Origin of the sequence: Azotobacter vinelandii CA (assembly GCF_000380335.1) — a bacterium.
GTDB lineage: Bacteria > Pseudomonadota > Gammaproteobacteria > Pseudomonadales > Pseudomonadaceae > Azotobacter > Azotobacter vinelandii.
This window is the reverse complement of sequence record NC_021149.1, coordinates 2,532,480-2,546,787: the sequence shown is the minus strand read 5'-3', so window position 1 is coordinate 2,546,787 and position 14,308 is coordinate 2,532,480. Positions and strand designations below refer to the sequence as shown.

Below are 14,308 nucleotides of genomic sequence, written 5' to 3'. Positions count from 1 at the left end.
CATTAAAAATGAGAATAATTATAATTTGGCCGTTCGCCAGTATAAAATGCGACATGTGCCGGCTCAAGGCGGTAGACGATAGCCTCCCGACCGACGTGTTCACCGGCAAAACGGTCGCATGCTTCAAGCTCGGGGGGATCATGGAAAAATATTACCAGCAGTTGGTCCGTTACTTGACGACCCGGTTGAGGGATCGCCATCTGGCGGCGGACGTTGTCCATGATGCCTATGTACGGATCCTCGAAGGCGGCCATGGAAGCCTCGTGAAGTATCCACAAGCCTACCTATATCGCACAGCGATCAATATTGCCATCGATACCCACCGGCGTGAAACCGTACGGCGCAGCGAATCGCTCGAGGATATCGAACCGCATGCGGCGGAACAGTTCCTGAGCCCGCAGGACTCCCTATACCTTCGGCAACGCGCCACACTGGTGGAGCGCGCTCTGAACGAATTGTCCGAAAATTGCCGGAAAGCATTCCTGATGCGCAAGCTGGACGGCCTGGGACACACGGAGATCGCGGCCCGCATGGGCATTTCCAAGGATATGGTGGAAAAGCACATCGTCAATGCCATGCGACATTGCCGCATCCGAGTCAGGGAAATGGAGTATTCCAAGGTTGATTTCAACAACGCAACGCGCCGCCATTCCACGATTACAAGATAAGCAAAGCGGGGTTCAGCGTGGAGCTCTAGCTGTGATCTCTTGGCAAAAAGGAGTTCACAGCGCCATACCAATACTTCGCATAATGTATATTATGTTAAATTACGTATTGTGCAGCGAACCACATCTCGACCATCCCTCCCACCCGAGAGCCAGCTCGCTAAAGACGCCCAACAGCCTCCCTGAGCTGGGCGATCAGCGTGGGAATCGCATGCAACTGCTGCTCCTCTTCGGCAAGCACTCGCTCGAAGGCGCACTTCTTCAACGCCACGATATCGAAATTGCCGCGTACGCTCGCCGGAGCTGTGCTGAGGAGGATGTCGAAGAGCCGGTCCACGGCGTGCAAACGCCCCCACAGATAGTCGTTCTCGCGGATCGAGCGACCGAGAAAGCCGCCGAAGCTGGCGAACGACCGCCCGAGCAGCACGCTCTTCCGGCCGTCGAGCCGGAGGCTGGTCGCATCCTCGGGACTGATGCGATCGACCAGAATCTCCTCGATGGGACCCGCATCGGTATCCAGCGACAGTGCACTCACGGTCGGACGCAGGATGATGTCCCAGAAGAAATACCCCAGGTAGCCGATGAGGATGGCGTCGCGGCTCGCCGGCTCCAGGCCCAGCACCAGGGGCGAAGCCAGTACCGCATCGGCGTTATCCGTGGTCCTGGCAAGATCGCACTCCTGCGCCAGTCGTTCGACCAGCCGGGATATCTCCTCGAAGGAGGCCGGCTCGGGCGGAAGCGCGGTGCCGCAAACACCGGCCTTGGCGCCCTCCTCCAGAAAGATATCCCGGCAGGCGGCGATGGCCTGCCGGCTGAGAAAATCGATGTCGTCGTAGATCGACAGCTCGTCGATGCACTTGTGGATCTTGATTTTCAGCAGATCGAGGGATTCCGGATCGACGACGCCGGGCGGATTGTCGGAAACCTCGGGATAGCGATCATTGATTTCATGCAAAACGAAATTTAACCGTCGTCTTTTGTAGATCACGCCGAAATCCAGAATCATCTTCCCATAAGGCGGCAAATCGACATTCTGGTAAAGGTTGTCCGGCATGACATAGGAATCGGCGATGATTCCCTGCCGTCTGGCCCAGATTTCGATGATTTCCTGGACCCAGCACGCCTCCGGCGAATTGGCGGCGTACTGGCAGGCACTGGCGACGATCTGCACGATGAAGTCCAGGGCTTCGAGAACCAGCGAACGCATCCACACGTCATAGACGACTGTGGTGCCGGCCAGCAGGCTGATCGACGAAAGCCTCCAGTGCCGTAGATCGTCGGCTGTGAAGCGCCCTCGCAGTCCGCCCGCCGTCGCCTGCTCGATCAGGTTCGCGACCAGGGGCCTGGCGCTGGAAATCGATGCCTTCAGACGCCTGGCCTGTACGTTGTAGCGGCTGATGGCCGCCAGTTCGTTATACACCGGGTCGTGCCGCGGAAGGTCCGAGAGTGCTCCCCGCAGGGTGGCGAAAAAGCCGGGCACGCCGGCTCCGGGCGCCGCCTTGCCAATCCCGGGATGGGGATCGACGAAGACTAGGCGCCGGTCCACTTCCCGGAACGCGGAGTGCGTACGGATAGCTTCGACGCAGGCCGTGATCGGTTTGTTGTCGAGCACGCTGCCGTCGAGCAGGATCGCCTCCTCGGGGTTCTCGCCCCGCTCGCGATAATGACGGAAATTCCGCTCCAGAAAGTGCGCCCGGGCCGGCCACGGCATATGGCGCTCGGCCAGGACCTCGTCGATCTCTCGGATCCGCACGGGCGGAAACGCCCCGGGATAGGAGGCCGTGGCCCGTCCGGCATAGGCCAGGGAAGGAAAATTGTCGATGTCGAAATCGCTGAGCAGATGTCCGGTTCGCCGATGATCGAGACTGAAGCGCAAGAGATGACGATGTTCCCGCTCGTAGGCAACCGGTGGGTCATGGATGAAGATCGGCCGCTCGATCCCGCGGAAATCCGTGACCGTCACCAGTAAATCCAGCCTGGCCCCCTGGGGCAGCAACGACTCCCACGGCGAGCTGGAGGTTTTCATCGCCGTCAGCGCATCGAGGATGAGCATGGTCAGGCGCCGGCCATCCAGGGGCGGCTTGAACCAGCGAGAGCGCAGGAAAACCGAAACCCGCTTTTCGATTTCGGTATCAGTCTCCCGCGGCAGCAGGCCCTCACGATCGAGCCGGGCGAGCAAGGGGCGCACCAGCGGCCAGAAATACCACTTGCTCCAGAGGCGCGCTCTGGCTTCGGGGGCCAGCAGGCTCAGCATGTCGGCCTCCTCGAGCCACATGCGGGTGACCGGTATCAGGCTGCGGTCGTGAGCCAGGGCTGTGGCCAGGGTCACGCCGTTGATGCCTCCAGCCGAAGAGCCGGCGATGACATCGACGATCACCCGCAGGTACATGTCCTTTCCCAAAATCTCCAGGAATTCGCGATAGATGTCGCCGGTGGAGTGTTCCGGCTCGTCCGGGTAATTGTCGTGAAGGCTGCGCAGAGGCTTTTCAGGCCTCTCAGCGCCGCCCGTTCTGTCACTGTGGTAGAGCTTCGAGGCACGAACCAGATTGAGAATTTCCCGATTGATACCGTGCTGATAGATTGCCAGTGACACGCCGCCGAACAGGACGACCGCCAGCCGAAGTTCTTTTTCTTTCATCTCAGTCTGCAATAGCCCATCGGAACCGATGAGCCCGCCGTCCTCCCATGACTCGCCCCCATGAGTATGGCGCGTCGGCGAGCACGGGAAGATAAAAGCGGTGCCGCCCCCTTCTCATGCGACCAGATGGTTGACTTGGCCGGCTATCCCTCCAGAATCGCCCCATGACTATCACGACGCCTAAACCTCGCCGCGGCCGCCCCCCCAGAATTTCTCGGGATTTCCCCGACACCCGCGAGGCGCTGAGTGGAATGGAAATCCTCACCGAACAGGGCTTCATGTCCACTGGCATCGAGGCGGTGCTCAAGCGCATAGGCGTGCCCAAGGGCTCCTTCTATCACTACTTCGACAGCAAGGAGGCCTTCGGCCAGGCGGTGTTGGAAAACTATGGCGCCTACTTCGCCCGCAAGCTGGACCGCTGGCTGCTGCAAGATGACGTGCCACCGCTGCAGCGTCTGCGCGATTTCGTCGAGGATTCCAAGGTCGGCATGGCGAAATACGAATTCCGGCGCGGCTGCCTGGTAGGCAACCTCGGCCAGGAGGTGGCCATCCTGCCGGAAAGCTTCCGCACACTGCTGGAAGCCACCCTGTGCGACTGGCAGCGACGCCTGGCTGCCTGCCTGCGGCTCGCCCGGGAGCATGGCCAACTGGCTGCCGACGCAGCCTGCGAGGAACTTGCCGCCTTCTTCTGGATCGGCTGGGAAGGTGCCGTGCAACGCGCTCGGATGGTCCGTAACTCGACGCCGCTGGACATCTTTCTCGAAGGCTTTCTCGCCGGATTACCGCGTCAGTGACCGGCCTCGTCGAGCGAGAGCCGCGCCCTCCCCGGCTGGCAGCTCACGGTCGCCGATGCTCGCAGGTTCAACGGATCGACCAGTCCAGCGGCGATGGCCATGCCGACCAGATCGGCATGGCGCTCAGCCTGCATGCGCTTCATCACCCGCATCCGGTACAGATCGACCGTCTTTACGCTGATTTCCAGTTGCTCGGCGATCTCTCGGTTGGTGTAACCCTGCACCAGCGGTAGCAGCACATCGCGTTCGCGCGGGGTCAGCGCATCCAGCCGCGCCTGTACCGCCTCCTGCCCTCTACTGCCGGAGCGGCGCTCACCATGGCGGCCGAGCGCCTGTTGCACGCTGTCGAGGAGCATCTGTTCGTTGTAGGGTTTCTCTATGAAGTCGCAGGCGCCGGCCTTGAAAGCCCGCACCACGATGGGCACGTCGGCATGTCCGCTGACGAAGATCACCGGCAGGTCGATGCCCCGAGCGCGCATCGCCTCCTGCACGTTCAGGCCGCCCATGCCCGGCATCCGCACATCCAGCAGCACGCAGGCGTTGAGGTTGGGGTCGCAGGCATCGAGAAACGCCCGACCACTGATGAACGGCAGGGCCTTGAGCCCTACCGATTCGAGCAGCCAGACAGTCGAGTCCAGCATGCCTTGGTCGTCGTCCACGACGTACACCACCTGCTCCATCGAGATTCTCCTGTTGTTGTCGTTGCACGCCGACTTTCCGGGAAATCCAGGCATCGCCCAGTCTCGGAAAGTCGGCCACAAGCATGGAGAAGAGTTCGCCCCTGAGCAATCCGTACTGTGATTTCCATCGTCCTCGGCATCCGTCATGGGCGATCTCTCAGTTGTTAACTGAATGTTTTCGTACTGTGAGGGTTATTTGGTGGATATTTTTCTTAATCTTGATTTCCGATTACAGGAAAATAAAGCCCTCTGTCGTTTTCCTTTCATCAGGAGGCCACTTGCATGATGGTGGATCGATAATTAACTTCCGATTTCAGGAATAAATCACATCAACAGGCGGATTCGATCACCGCGTAGATGTATTACTCGCGGTGATGGTCAGATTTGGAATCTGCTCTCTGGCTACTTCGGAAGAAGGTGAGGACCGGGGCCCCTTTCACGCCGGGCACGGCTGTCGTGCTCGAGGCCTGACCGCCAATGCCGGCTGAGGAAAACGGTGGATTCAGAAGGCTACCTCTTCCACCTCCTTCCCGGCTCTGCGGTGCCGGAATGGACAACCGACGGCGTCAACGAAACGGCTCGTCAAAGCCGGTCAAAAGCAAAGGAAGCAAGGGCTGCCTTGCTGTACTCACTCGACCAATCGGAGCACCTCGGATGGCGAGCTGGCTTCTATCTGCGCCTCGCTGAATGGAATCGTTTGCCATGTCTGACGGGAAAACAGCCGAGTCTGGTCCCGGTAATGCGGCGAAGCCGGATCGGTGGACTGGGAAAATGCCAGGAGCCCGCGAGCCTGGGGGCCCTCTTCCGTGAAACGCACCAACTGTATGTAGCTACTGCCTCCTACCACTTCCAAGCCGCGGCCAACCGAGGCCGGTCGCGCCTGGATCGCGTTGTAGATTCCAAGCCGACCATCACCGCCGGGAATGGGTATCCGCTCGGCACCACAACTCGTCTTCTGGAGTTCCCCCCAGACTGTCTTCGCACCGACCCCATCCGCAGCCACTTCGTCGCGGGCAACCAGCAAGGCCTTGACGACCTTTTCCCTGACCTGTGGATCGTCCAGAGCGATGCCGCGCGGGGTGTGCACAGGGTCCTGCGGATCGAAGGGTATGCGCCAGGCATCCGGAATCGCTCTGAAATGCTCGGCGAAGCGCTGGAAATACAGGAGACCTGGGCCATCCTCCAAACCTGCCCGGCGGCTCCAGAGACGCAGCCCCGTACAGACTTCCACCAGTTCCCGGCTTTCGGGACACAGAGTCAGCAGATCGTCCACCAACAGATCGGCCAGGTAGACCTGGTTGTCCGTCACCAGGCGCTCTAGCCGCTGTGCGTCCAGATGCTCCCGGCCGGTCCGGGTCAACTGGTCGAGGGCGAAACGGGCCCGGGGACTCAGGAGCTGGCCGTCGCGGCTGACCAGCGGCGAGAAGCCCGTCAGACGCGCAGCCGGATTGGTCATCCAGGCACTGTCATTGGAGTTCTGCACGAAGTCCTCGCGCTCGAGCACAGGCAATTTGCCCGGAGGCACTATCCCGGGCTGAGCGGCGCCTTCGTCGTGGCGCCAGTCGCAGGTGCTGCGCGAACCATCGAGCACCGGCAACCCTTTTCCGGCCAGCGACGCATCGAGGCAATTCGCCAATTGATCGGCTTCCAGGTTCGGAATGACCGAAGCGTTCATGTAGAGTACCCTGCCCTGTTCGTCGCTGGCCAGGGTATTGACCCAGGGAATGCCCTGGGTCCGTTCGATCGATGCGCGGAACTCGGCAAGGCTGGTGGCCCGGTTCATTTCGGTCCACTGCTGGAGAGCACGCGTGTTCTCCAGGTTGGCGTCGTGCAACGCATAGGCCGTTCCATCGGTCCAGTCGAGCAGACCTGGCCACTTCACCAGCGGTCCGTACTTCGACAGATAGAGACTGTGTTCCAGCGTCGACAGATTGCCTTGCGCATCGCGCACCTCGACGCTCAACGTCCGCTTCTCCAGGGGATAGTCGATGCCATCCACGCGATAATGCCCAGGAGCCTGCGGGTTCAGTTCCAGGCGATGCAGGGTGAAATGGCTGGAACTGTCGACCGTATGGGTCCAGGCGAGATGCTGGTTGAAGCCGATGTTCACCAGCGGCAGCCCGGGCAGGGCAGCGCCCATGACATCGAGCCGCCCGGGGATGCTCAAGTGCAATTGATAGAAGCGCAGCGCGCCGAACCAGGGGAAATGCGGGTTCGCCAGCAGCAAGCCCTTGCCGTTATCCGACAGTTGCCGGCCGATGGCGATGCCGTTGCTGCCCGTGTGCCGAGCGAACGCCTCGCGCCGGCGGGCCGCCTGCTCGAAATCCATGGGTCGCCCGAGGGCTGCCCTGCCCTGCTCACCGAGTGGCGCCGCGTTCAGCACCGCTTCGACGAACTGCCCGAGCCCGCCCTCGATCATGAGCCGCCGGGTGAAGCGCAGCAAATCGCCGCTCGAGATCGGCCGCAACCATTCACGCCCGGCGCAGGCCACAGGCCGTCGCTCTTCCGGCGTATCCCGCAGGTAACGGTTGAAGCCCGCCGCATAGCCCTCGAGTAGTTGGCGAACCGGCTCTGGCTGTGCCTGCCACAGGGTGGCCACGGATGAGTCGTCGTTCAACCAGCGGAAGAAGAAGTCCGAGGAAACATTGTCGATCCGGGACGAGGACTGGCCATCGGCGCCGAAAAACCGGGCTCGCTCGCCGCGTGCGGTGACTATCTCCTCGGCTAGCAGGCATAGGTTGTCCCGCGCATAGGCGTAGCCGATGCCATAACCGAGTCCAGCCTCATTCTCGGCGCGGATATGTGGCACACCGAAGGCAGTCCAGCGGATCTCCGCCACCATCGATGGACCGGCTGGCGCCGGCAAGGCCAAGCAGGCCAACGAAGCCCCGACCATGCCCGCAAGGAATCGACGCATGCATATCTCCCCTGTCCGCACCGAATGGTGAGTGCATCCGCAAGGACGAGAGGCGCGCCAGGAAATTTAGCGGCCCGGCTCCCGACACCGTCACAATGTGTTCGTCATGCAGATCTGATATCAGTGAATGCACCGGCAAAACTGTCGCGTCGAGCCAATCCGTCAGACTTAGCGCGCCCATGGGGGCTACGCGTTTTCCGATTTTCCGGCTCCGGCATAACGGCAGTCTGGCTCGCACGGGATAGCAAGGCTCGCCTGCAAACGGAAATCAGGCCCATGGCCATATTTCTACCGCAATAGCCACCTAAAGTATGACCCGGGTCATTAATCGACAGATGCTTTCTTGCCAAGCTGAATTCGGTAGCGGCGTTTTGCAATAATGATTATCATTTATGCTTAGCGATAAGGGAGAGCAACCCCCCATGTGTTCACGGGTATCCAAACCAAGGATCTTCGGCCTTTGGCTCATGACTTTCCTTGCCAGTACGGCTGCTTCCACAAGCTGGGCGGATGAAGCATTCCAGCCTCCGGTCCTGGAGCTGACCCAAGTCGAAATCAGCAAGGCCGGTCTGCTGGAGCAGGACTTCGTCCTGCATTTCCGTATCAGCAACCCCAACGAAAGCAAGCTCCCGGTTCGTGGCTTGGCCTACAAAGTGCATCTGGAAGATATCGAGTTGGTGAACGATGGCGAGTCGAGACAATCGTTCACCGTTCCGGCTCACGGCCACCAGGAATTCGAGGTGCCGGTCACGACCAATCTCTGGCGACGCATGAAACCCCTCGTCAAGTTGTTGAAGAAAGCCGAAGAGCCCATTTCTTATCAGGTGAGCGGAGAGGTCAAGACCGGGCGCCTGTTCGGACGCAAAGTACCGTTCTTCCACAATGGCGAACTGGCGCGTGGCGAAATGGTCGCCAGCAATCATTAAGCAAGGAATGGCCATTACCCACTGGACCGCACCTTGCGTGGATCTCCTGCCAGGCGATAACGCAAGCAGGAAATAACCGTACCCCCTGGTCGTCCGAGGAGTGTTGCAAGTACCGCACACGGTCCACGTCGGGCTGATGCCAGTCGGGAACAGCCTGTTTGAAGACCCCCGCCCTCTCTTCTCGGCTCCCGAGGACTCCCCTGTCGTTCCAGTCGATGGCCCCCGCCACGCCGATTAGAAGCACGCCGAGTCAAAGTTTTGCCTGTGCGCTTCGACAGGCAATGGTGGTATTTCCCCTGGCAAAGCAGGCCCGGCAGCAATTCGTTCTTCCCCGTGAGGTGCAACGGGGGGATGGCGCATCAAGACCGCAGCTTGTCGGATATGAGAAGAAGCCGAACTAAATTTTCGGCGGCCTTGATCGTTGCTGGAGCAGGGCCAGTCGTCGTAGACGATATACGCCCTTCATATCAAGTGGCCCGTTCGTAAAAACAGGTATATCCCATGACCATGCCCCCGTCCTCCCAACCCCACTGGGAGCGGTTTCGCACTTTCCTGCAAAACAGTCAGCGCCTGGATACCGCCGCGCGTGTCGTGCTCGCGGTGTTTGGCGGCTACGGTTTCAGCGCCCTGGCAACCGTCAGCCTTTCCTGGGCCCTGCCCTTGCCGCCTGCGCAGGCGGTATTGACGGCAACGATGCTTTCGTTCGCCCTGTTCTGCGCCCTGGCTATCTGGGCCTTCAGCGCCTCCAGCGCCTGGCGGGCCTGGGGAGTTAGCCTGCTGCTGGCCGTCCCTCCCGCCATGCACCTTCTGGTGCGGGAGTTGCGCCCATGAAGGTGCGGGGTTTTCGTCAAGCCAATGCCTGGCTGCACAACTGGACCGGCCTGCTGCTGGGCTGGTTGTTGTATGCCATCTTCCTCACCGGAACCCTCTGTTTCTTCCAGAACGAAATCACTCTATGGATGAAGCCCGAGCAGCACGGCTCGCATCCCGATGCCGGCTCGGCGGAGCGCGCCTGGGCTACCCTGCAGCGCTTGGCCCCGACTGCCGAGCAGTGGCGCATTCAACTGCCAGGTGAGCGCAACACCGCCATACAAGTGAATTGGAACGAACCCGGCCAGGAAAAAAGACATGCCCTGACCCTGGACGCAGCAAGCGGCGAACCGCTGGAAGTGCGCGAAACGCTCGGGGGTCAGTTCTTCTATCGCTTCCACTTCCAACTGTTCGGCATCGACTACATGTGGGGTCGCTGGATCGTCTGCATCGCCACTATGCTCATGCTGGTCGCCATCGTCAGCGGCGTGATCGTCCACAAGAAAATCTTCCAGGAATTCTTCACCTTCCGCCCGGGCAAAAGCCAGCGCGCCTGGCTCGATGCCCACAACGCAACAGCGGTCCTGGCCCTGCCGTTTCATCTGATGATCACCTACAGCGGCCTTCTGCTGTTTATGTACATGTTGATGCCCTGGGGCATGCAAAGCGTCTACCAGGACGATACCCGACGCTTCTTCAGCGAACTCTTCCCGCGTGACCCCGTCGAGGCCAATCCGGCACCGATGCAGAACGGCGTTCCCCTGACCGACCTGCGCCCACTGCTCGATGAGGCCGAACGACACTGGCCACGCGGCGTCGGCAGTATCGAGGTCCGTCGACCGGGAACCGAACTGGCCGTCATCGAACTGCGCGAACTGGGCGGCGACAGCCTGCTCGACCGGGGCGCCGGCGAGCGCCTGCGCTTCGACGGCACGACCGGCGAACCGCTGGACATCCCTCCGCAGGCCGATGGCGGGACGGCCAAGGCCGTCTACAACGTGCTGACCGGCCTGCACCTGCTGCGTTTCGCCGGCGTGGAAATGCGCTGGTTCTTTTTTCTGAGCGGCCTGCTGGGCACGGCAATGATCGCCACCGGCCTCGTCCTGTGGGTGGGAAAACGGTTGCCGAAACGGCGCAAGAGCGGCACCACGCCCTTCGGCCATCGTCTGGTCGAAGTGTTGAATGTCGGCACCGTCGCCGGGCTCCCCGTGGCCATCGCCGCCTATTTCTGGGCCAACCGCCTGCTGCCGCTGGGCCTGGCACAGCGTATCGACTGGGAAATCCGCTGCCTCTTCATCGCCTGGGCGCTTTGCCTTGTCCATCCGTTGCTGCGCTCCTACAGGCGCGCCTGGATCGAACAACTGGCCTTGGCCAGCCTGCTGTATGCCGGTCTGCCACTGCTCAACCTCTCCCTGCCGGATAGCCATCTGCTGACCACGCTGGCCCATGGACAATGGCTGGTGGCCGGTATGGATCTGACGCTACTCGCACTCGCCGCCCTGTTCGGACTGGCCGCCTGGAAGCTGACCAGGCTGCCGTCCAGCGCCGTGCAAAACCCGACCCGCAAGGCCCCCCAGGAGGCACCGATATGATCTGGCTGGGCCTCGCGCTCTGCTTCAGCGGTTTCGCCGCGCTTTGCCTGAGCATGGACACGCACCATGAGCAGGTTTTCGGAACCGATGCACCGGATGGCAGGCGCCTGCTTCTGAGACTGCTCGGCTGGCCGACGCTGGTCATCGCCGTATTCGCCTGCGCGAACGCGCTCGGCCTCTCCGTGGGTATCGCCCTTTGGGCCGGCCAGCTCAGCATCGCAGCGGGAATCCTGGTCCTGCTGCTGGCCTACCGGCCGCGCCTGGTCGTTCCGCTGGCCTTGACCGCCCCTCCGCTGGCATTGCTCCCGCTGCTGTTTCGCTAGAGCCCGCCAAGCCCCGATCGCAGGTGCACGCCGGCTTCAACAGCGCGACCGCCACCGCATGCCGGTCAGCAGAACCGGATGCGGGCCCGGTCGCTACCTGGCGGAGCGCCAGGTTGCCGGGCCTCAGCCGGGCAACTGTTGAACATACCTCCCTCGATATTCTCGACATGGATGCCGTTGGCACGCTTCTGAGCCAGGAGGATGCGCCGCGGATAGCTGCTGGCGTTGCATTCCTGCCGGCTTTGCCGGGCCAGCAACGGACGTCCTCGAACTGGTAGCGCTGCGAGTGCCAACTCCATCCCCTCAGGCGAACGGATGAGCATTCGAAAATAATCGCGCCTCGTCGATACCCTGGACGGACCGGGCTTCCGTAGCTTGCGCGGCAGATATCTCCAGGTAGTAACACTGCCTCCACAAAATGATAAATATTCTCGTTTGACAGAGCTTTTCATTAAAGATAATTTGCCATCCATGTGGCTCGCAGCCCCCTTGGCCGCCATTCCCAGACCGAAGGAACGCCTACATGCCAAAACACGGACCTCTCGCCGACGGTTTCATGGACAGACCAGCGTTTTCCCCGAGATCCAGTCCTTCATCGACCATCGCGTAACACTGGTGAATAGCGCGGCAAACATCATTGGATGCCGTTCCCCGGCGGAGGCTGTCGTTCAGGATACGTTCTTGCGGCAGGAGTCCGTTCCACCAGCAGTGGCCGTTTCGATGAAGACCTATCTGAGCTGCATATTCCGGATCGTCCGCAATCTGGTGATCGACCATCATCGCGAGCAAACCTTCAAGCAGCGTCACAGCGGAAACGAAGAGGAAGCCTTGTCCGCCGCGCAACAGGAGGATGTCTCGCCGGAAAGCCTGCAGCCGCGCCAGGAGAAGCTGGAGCGGATCACCGAGGCCCTGAGCCAGCTTCCGGAACGCACGCGTTACGCCTTCGAGATGCACCGCGTGCATGGCAAGCAGCAGAAGGAAATCGCACGCGAACTCGGTGTTTCGCCGACCCAGGTGAACGTCATGATCCGCGACGCCCTGGTGCATTGCCGCAAGGCCCTCGAAGCGGAACACAACGCCTGAATCCATGTCCACCGGTGCTGGCTCTCGACCCGGACGGGCCCCGGCAACTATTGGATCGGCAGCAGGCAGCGCATCGACAAGCCTCCGCCCTCCATACGCCGCGCATCGAGCGAACCGCCGAATCCCTCGACGATGCCGCGACTCATCGACAGACCCAGCCCCAGACCTTCCGGCTTGCTGGTATAGAACGGCGTGAACACTCGCTCCAGTTCGTCGTCGCTCAACCCCGGCCCGCAATCGCGCACCTCTATCGCCACCCGGCCGTCGCCGGCACGCGCAGTCAGCAGAATGTCGGTGGGCTGTCCGGGATGCGCCTCGCGGTTGGCGTCGATGGCATTGCGCAGCAGGTTGAGCAGCACCTGTTCGAGCAGCACCCGGTCGGCGTAGACCGGCGGCAGGTCGTTCGGCAACTGTGTCTCGATCGTCACCTGGCTGGCATTCGCCTCCCAGCCGCAGAGGCGTACCGCCCCCCGCGCCACCTCGGCCACGTCGAGCGCCTGCACGCGACGCTGGCCCTTGCGCAGAAAGGCACGCAGCCGCTTGATCACCTCCGAGGCGTGCTGGGCGTGCTCGGTGATGCGCTCCAGTCCCTGGGCGATGCGCAGCGCTGCCTGCGGATTGTGCTCCAGCGATTGCAGATAACGCTGGCTGGCGCCAGCGTAGTTGACCACCGCCGCCAATGGCTGGTTGATCTCGTGGGCGAGTCCCGAGGCCAGCTCGCCGAGACTGACCAGGCGGGCGGTGTGCGCCAGTTCGTCCTGGTGGCGGTGCTGCTGCGCCTCGCGCAGCTCGCGCTCGGTCATGTCACGCGCGACCAGCGAGTAGTAGCGTTCGCCGCCGACCGCGGAATGCGCCAGCAGGACCAGCGAGACCGGCACCGAAGCGCCGCCGCCCGTCGGCTGCAGGCGCGCATCGGCGCTCCAGGCACCCTGTCGCTCGGCAGTACTCCAACCCGCGGCCTCCAGGCGCGCCAGATCGTCACGGGCGAAGAGTCCGGCCAGCGTCGGCATCGGCTGCCGCTCGCCGATCCCCAGGGTGCGTCGGGCGGCCGGATTGAGATAGGTGATCCGCCCGCTCGGGTCGATGAACAGCACCAGGTCGGTGTTGGCCTCCACCACCCCGGCGAGCCGCCGGTTGTTCTCCTCGGCCCGCACCCGGGCGGTGATGTCCCGCGACACACTGATCACCTCCACCACCGCACCGGTATAGGTGTCGCGGATCGCCCGGCTGGCTGTCTCGAACCACAGGTAATGTCCGGCGCGATGCCGCACCCGGTAGCTCATGGTGTGATAGCCGTGCTGCTCCAGCGCTTCCCGGGCCTTGCCCAGTTGCACCCGTTCGCGGGCATGCACGAGCGTACGCACCGACTTGCCGCGCAGTTCTTCCGGCCAGTAGCCGAGCAGTGTCCAGGAGGCCGGCGACGCGTCCAGGAAGTGGCCGTCTGGATCGTGCCGGGAAATCAGGTCGGTGGTGTTCTCGGTGATCAGCCGATACAGGCGCCGCGCCCTGGCTGCCTCGCGCTCGCCGAGGAGTTGGCCGGTGGCGTCCCGGCAACGCGCCAGCACCCGTCTTGTCCGCAGGTCGGGAATGAAAGTCCAGAGCAGGACCCGCTCGCCGAATTGCGCCTCGACATCTTCGATGGCGCGCCCCTGTTCGAGACAGGCACGCACCAGTTGCCCGTGGTTCGCCGGCAGGCAGCCGGCCAGCGCCTGCCGGCCGGGCTCGCCGAGCAACGCCAGCAGGGACTCGCTCAGTTCCAGGGGATGGGCGTGGGGGTCCAGCAACAGGCTGGGTTGCGGGTCGAGCGCCAGCAACGGCGAGGCGGTCGGATGATCGCTGCCTGATCGCATTCGAGTATGACCACCTTTGATTAAGAAATA

11 protein-coding genes and 1 pseudogene are annotated in these 14,308 nt (G+C 62.1%); 7 read left to right on the top strand and 5 right to left on the bottom strand.

What is annotated here, in order from left to right; all coding sequences use genetic code 11:
- Positions 1–53 precede the first annotated feature (53 nt).
- Positions 54–668 carry a sigma-70 family RNA polymerase sigma factor gene (locus tag AVCA_RS11600; protein WP_309299843.1) on the top strand — a complete coding sequence of 205 codons (615 nt, stop codon included), beginning with the start codon at positions 54–56 and terminating at the stop codon, positions 666–668.
- Positions 669–825: 157 nt separating this feature from the next.
- Here AVCA_RS11600 and AVCA_RS11595 read toward each other — a convergent pair whose 3' ends face one another.
- The gene (locus AVCA_RS11595; RefSeq protein WP_012701112.1) at positions 826–3,303 is read right to left on the bottom strand and encodes a patatin-like protein; all 2,478 of its coding nucleotides are present in this window, start codon (positions 3,301–3,303) and stop codon (positions 826–828) included.
- Positions 3,304–3,467: 164 nt separating this feature from the next.
- Here AVCA_RS11595 and acuR point away from each other — a divergent pair, with 164 nt between their 5' ends.
- The gene (gene acuR, locus AVCA_RS11590) at positions 3,468–4,097 is read left to right on the top strand and encodes an acrylate utilization transcriptional regulator AcuR (protein ID WP_012701111.1); all 630 of its coding nucleotides are present in this window, start codon (positions 3,468–3,470) and stop codon (positions 4,095–4,097) included.
- Here the strand turns inward: acuR and AVCA_RS11585 are convergent.
- Together AVCA_RS11585 and pvdQ are read right to left on the bottom strand one after the other, a co-directional pair.
- A complete protein-coding gene (locus AVCA_RS11585; RefSeq protein WP_175555990.1) occupies positions 4,091–4,777 on the bottom strand; it encodes a response regulator transcription factor in 687 nt (228 codons plus the stop codon). The two genes, acuR and AVCA_RS11585, sit on opposite strands and share 7 nt — an antisense overlap.
- A gap of 628 nt (positions 4,778–5,405) precedes the next feature.
- Positions 5,406–7,694, bottom strand: coding sequence for a bifunctional acylase PvdQ (gene pvdQ, locus AVCA_RS11580; RefSeq protein ID WP_175555989.1), 2,289 nt, complete (start codon positions 7,692–7,694; stop codon positions 5,406–5,408).
- A 422-nt stretch (positions 7,695–8,116) separates the two neighbouring features.
- On the opposite strand from pvdQ, the gene AVCA_RS11575 reads away from it, so the two are divergent.
- From AVCA_RS11575 to AVCA_RS11560, 4 genes are all read left to right on the top strand, one after another.
- Positions 8,117–8,620 (top strand): LEA/WHy family protein, encoded by a 504-nt coding sequence (locus AVCA_RS11575; protein ID WP_012701108.1) that lies wholly within the window; start codon positions 8,117–8,119, stop codon positions 8,618–8,620.
- 501 nt (positions 8,621–9,121) lie between these two features.
- Positions 9,122–9,451, top strand: a complete 330-nt coding sequence (locus AVCA_RS11570) for a DUF3649 domain-containing protein (RefSeq protein WP_012701107.1) — start codon at positions 9,122–9,124, stop codon at positions 9,449–9,451.
- The gene (locus AVCA_RS11565) at positions 9,448–11,022 is read left to right on the top strand and encodes a PepSY-associated TM helix domain-containing protein (RefSeq protein ID WP_012701106.1); all 1,575 of its coding nucleotides are present in this window, start codon (positions 9,448–9,450) and stop codon (positions 11,020–11,022) included. Before AVCA_RS11570 ends, AVCA_RS11565 begins: the two co-directional genes overlap by 4 nt.
- Positions 11,019–11,345 carry a DUF3325 domain-containing protein gene (locus AVCA_RS11560; RefSeq protein ID WP_012701105.1) on the top strand — a complete coding sequence of 109 codons (327 nt, stop codon included), beginning with the start codon at positions 11,019–11,021 and terminating at the stop codon, positions 11,343–11,345. Before AVCA_RS11565 ends, AVCA_RS11560 begins: the two co-directional genes overlap by 4 nt.
- A 119-nt stretch (positions 11,346–11,464) precedes the next feature.
- Here the strand turns inward: AVCA_RS11560 and AVCA_RS26770 are convergent.
- Positions 11,465–11,605 (bottom strand): annotated as a pseudogene (locus AVCA_RS26770) (diaminobutyrate--2-oxoglutarate transaminase); the annotation flags it as partial.
- 322 nt (positions 11,606–11,927) lie between these two features.
- Here AVCA_RS26770 and AVCA_RS11555 point away from each other — a divergent pair.
- On the top strand, positions 11,928–12,428 hold the full coding sequence (locus AVCA_RS11555) for an RNA polymerase factor sigma-70 (RefSeq protein ID WP_012701104.1): 501 nt from the start codon (positions 11,928–11,930) through the stop codon (positions 12,426–12,428).
- A gap of 47 nt (positions 12,429–12,475) precedes the next feature.
- Here AVCA_RS11555 and AVCA_RS11550 read toward each other — a convergent pair whose 3' ends face one another.
- Positions 12,476–14,278, bottom strand: coding sequence for a PAS domain-containing sensor histidine kinase (locus AVCA_RS11550; RefSeq protein WP_012701103.1), 1,803 nt, complete (start codon positions 14,276–14,278; stop codon positions 12,476–12,478).
- Between the last annotated feature and the right edge of the window lie 30 nt (positions 14,279–14,308).

Excerpts from the sequence above, each read along its gene's own strand:
- AVCA_RS11600 (WP_309299843.1), top strand. The coding sequence starts at position 54 with ATGTGCCGGCTCAAGGCGGTAGACGATAGCCTCCCGACCGACGTGTTC.
- AVCA_RS11595 (WP_012701112.1), bottom strand. The coding sequence starts at position 3,303 with ATGAAAGAAAAAGAACTTCGGCTGGCGGTCGTCCTGTTCGGCGGCGTG.
- acuR (WP_012701111.1), top strand. The coding sequence starts at position 3,468 with ATGACTATCACGACGCCTAAACCTCGCCGCGGCCGCCCCCCCAGAATT.
- AVCA_RS11585 (WP_175555990.1), bottom strand. The coding sequence starts at position 4,777 with ATGGAGCAGGTGGTGTACGTCGTGGACGACGACCAAGGCATGCTGGAC.
- pvdQ (WP_175555989.1), bottom strand. The coding sequence starts at position 7,694 with ATGCGTCGATTCCTTGCGGGCATGGTCGGGGCTTCGTTGGCCTGCTTG.
- AVCA_RS11575 (WP_012701108.1), top strand. The coding sequence starts at position 8,117 with ATGTGTTCACGGGTATCCAAACCAAGGATCTTCGGCCTTTGGCTCATG.
- AVCA_RS11570 (WP_012701107.1), top strand. The coding sequence starts at position 9,122 with ATGACCATGCCCCCGTCCTCCCAACCCCACTGGGAGCGGTTTCGCACT.
- AVCA_RS11565 (WP_012701106.1), top strand. The coding sequence starts at position 9,448 with ATGAAGGTGCGGGGTTTTCGTCAAGCCAATGCCTGGCTGCACAACTGG.
- AVCA_RS11560 (WP_012701105.1), top strand. The coding sequence starts at position 11,019 with ATGATCTGGCTGGGCCTCGCGCTCTGCTTCAGCGGTTTCGCCGCGCTT.
- AVCA_RS11550 (WP_012701103.1), bottom strand. The coding sequence starts at position 14,278 with ATGCGATCAGGCAGCGATCATCCGACCGCCTCGCCGTTGCTGGCGCTC.